The organism is Streptomyces sp. NRRL WC-3742, assembly GCF_000720635.1.
Taxonomy (GTDB): Bacteria; Actinomycetota; Actinomycetes; order Streptomycetales; family Streptomycetaceae; genus Kitasatospora.
In genome coordinates, this window is the sequence record NZ_JOCF01000155.1 from 1 (window position 1) to 2,502 (window position 2,502).

Below are 2,502 nucleotides of genomic sequence, written 5' to 3' on the forward strand. Positions count from 1 at the left end.
CCCCCCCCCCCCCCCCCCCCCCCCCGGGGGGGGGGGGGGGGGGTGGTCGGCGGTCAGCGGGCCGTCGCGAGCCAGTCCCGGTAGCGGGTGGGGGCCAGGCGGGCGCCGGGGCCGGGGGTGAGGACGTCGCCGGGGACGGCGGCGAACAGGCCGGCCCCGTCGTCGACGAGGACAGGGCGCCGGTCGCCGCGGGCGGCCAGCGTGAGGCGGCCGATCTCGTCGAGCGTGAACCGGTCGGGGCCGGCGACGTCCAGGGTCCCGTCGAGCGGCGCGCCGGTGGCCACGTCGGCGAGGGCGGCGACGACGTCGGCGCTGGCGATCGGCTGGATCGGGGTCGCGGGCAGGCGCACGGCGTTCTCGTCCGAGGTCCAGGACATGGTCGGTTCCATGAACTCGAAGAACTGGGTGGCGCGCACGATCGAGTAGGGCGTCGGGCCGCCGCGCAGCAGTTCCTCCTGGAGCGTCTTGGCGCGGTAGTAGTCCAGCTGGGGCACCTGGTCGACGCCGACGATGGAGAGCGCGACCTGGTGGCGCACGCCCGCCCGCTCGCCCGCGGCCAGCAGGTTGCCGACCGTGGTGCGGAAGAACGCGATCGACTGCTCGTCGAAGGTGGGCGAGTTGGTGACGTTGACGGCCGCCTCCGCGCCGGCGAGCGCCCGGTCGAGGCCGGCTCCGGTCAGCAGGTCGACGCCGGAGGAGAGCGAGGCGGTCGTCACCTCGTGGCCGCGGGCGGTGAGCTCGGCGGCGAGCTGGGATCCGATCAGGCCGGTGCCGATGACGGTGATCTTCATGGGGTGCCTTCCTTCGCGGGCCGGGCACGGACGCTCGACCCAAACTCGGACAAGTTCTATCCGAGATACTACTCGGATATCCTTTGTCCGAGTCAACTGGAGGCGGAATGAAACTGTCGGGTGGCGTGGAGTGGGCGCTGCACTGCTGTGTGGTGCTGACCGCAGGTGCCGACCCGGTCCCGGCCGCCCGGCTGGCCACCCTGCACGACGTGTCGCCCAGCTACCTGGCCAAGCAGTTGCAGGCGCTGTCCCGCGCGGGCCTGGTGCATTCGGTGCAGGGCAAGACCGGCGGCTACCTCCTCACCAGGGCGCCCGCCGAGATATCCGTGCTGGACGTGGTACAGGCCGTCGACGGGGCGAACCCCGCCTTCACCTGCACCGAGATCCGCCAACGCGGTCCACTGGGCACCCCGCCCGAGCAGTGCACCGGACCGTGCCCCATCGCCCGGGTGATGGGCGCCGCCGACGCCGCCTGGCGCGCCTCCCTGGCCGCCGTCACGATCGCCGACCTCGCCGCCTCCGTGACCACGACCAGCGGCCCCGAAGCACTACCGGCCGTCGGCGCCTGGCTGGCCCGCGACCCCGACTGATCCGACGCGGGCGCTCCACGGGGGCTCCTTCACGAGGGTCTGCACGTTCGGCTGACGCGTGCACGGTCGAGGCCGGCCCGCCGCCCGCCATCCGCCGCCCGTCAGGAGCGCGTCCCTCCCCCTCGCGCGCCCCCGCTCAGCCCCGGCCGCCCCCGGCGGGGACGCGACGCGCGAAGAGCAGGCGGGTGCGCATCCGGTAGACGGGGACGTCGGACTGGTTCGCGGCCTCGACCAGGAAGTGGACGACGCCCAGCGCGGGGCGCTTCGGGTGGGGCTCGGCCGCCACGACGGTCACCCGGCCCCGGAGTTCGTCCCCGGGGCGCACCGGGGCGAGGAAGCGGACCTCCTCCATGCCGTACGAGCCCCGGCAGGCGGAGTCGGCGAGCAGCGCGGTGACGAACTGGCGCATGACCACGGCGCCGGTGTGCCAGCCGCTGGCCACCAGGCCGCCGAACGGGGAGTCCGCGGCGGCCACCGGGTCCAGGTGGAAGGGCATGGGGTCGAACTGGCGGGCGTAGCCGATGATGTCCTCCTCGGTCAGCTCGGTGGAGCCCAACTCGTCACGGCGGTCGGGGTGGAAGTCCTCGAAACTCAGCACGGTGAATCTCCTCCAGGGGACGGTTCAGGCCGGCAAGGGGGCCGGGTCGGCGAGCGCGGGCAGGCCGAGGCGGCCCTCGGCCCGGTACCAGAAGACCTCAACGACTTCGACATCGACATCGGCTGCGGACGCGGGCAGCGCGGACGCACCCGCCTCCGCAGCATCACACGGCGCCTCGATGGACCGCTGTGCCCCCTTGGGGCTAGGTGGCCGAGGGTAGGAGCCGCCCTCTAGTACCCCCGTTCTAGCCCCAGCGGCGGACTGTCGAAGTCCGCTGGGCTCCTGAGAGATTCGAAGGGCGCAGGGACCGCCCGGCCGGGCATCCGCCAGGGTGCCCGGCCGGAGCGCTGTGCCTCCGTCCGTCGCCGGTCTTGAGAGGTGGATCTCCCAGATGAGTAGCAGCACCAGCGGTTCGCGTCCGGTCTCCCGTCCCCAGACCGGGGAGGAGTACCTGGAGAGCGTCCGTGACGGCCGGGACGTGTGGATCTACGGCGAGCGCGTGACCGATGTGACGGCCCATCCG

The 2,502-nt window shown here is 73.5% G+C and carries 3 protein-coding genes; 1 reads left to right on the forward strand and 2 read right to left on the reverse strand.

The features are described 5' to 3' along the window. Positions 1–53: 53 nt before the first annotated feature. A complete protein-coding gene (locus IH61_RS0139750) occupies positions 54–791 on the reverse strand; it encodes an SDR family oxidoreductase (protein ID WP_031079298.1) in 738 nt (245 codons plus the stop codon). 107 nt (positions 792–898) lie between these two features. Between IH61_RS0139750 and IH61_RS0139755 the strand changes: the two genes are divergently transcribed. Next, positions 899–1,381, forward strand: a complete 483-nt coding sequence (locus IH61_RS0139755; protein WP_031079299.1) for an RrF2 family transcriptional regulator — start codon at positions 899–901, stop codon at positions 1,379–1,381. A gap of 136 nt (positions 1,382–1,517) precedes the next feature. Here IH61_RS0139755 and IH61_RS0139760 read toward each other — a convergent pair whose 3' ends face one another. Next, positions 1,518–1,979 (reverse strand): MaoC family dehydratase, encoded by a 462-nt coding sequence (locus tag IH61_RS0139760; RefSeq protein ID WP_031079300.1) that lies wholly within the window; start codon positions 1,977–1,979, stop codon positions 1,518–1,520. Positions 1,980–2,502 lie beyond the last annotated feature (523 nt).

What these genes read in the sequence shown, in the direction of transcription:
- IH61_RS0139750 (WP_031079298.1), bottom strand. Translation starts at nt 791, where the DNA reads ATGAAGATCACCGTCATCGGCACCGGCCTGATCGGATCCCAGCTCGCC.
- IH61_RS0139755 (WP_031079299.1), top strand. Translation starts at nt 899, where the DNA reads ATGAAACTGTCGGGTGGCGTGGAGTGGGCGCTGCACTGCTGTGTGGTG.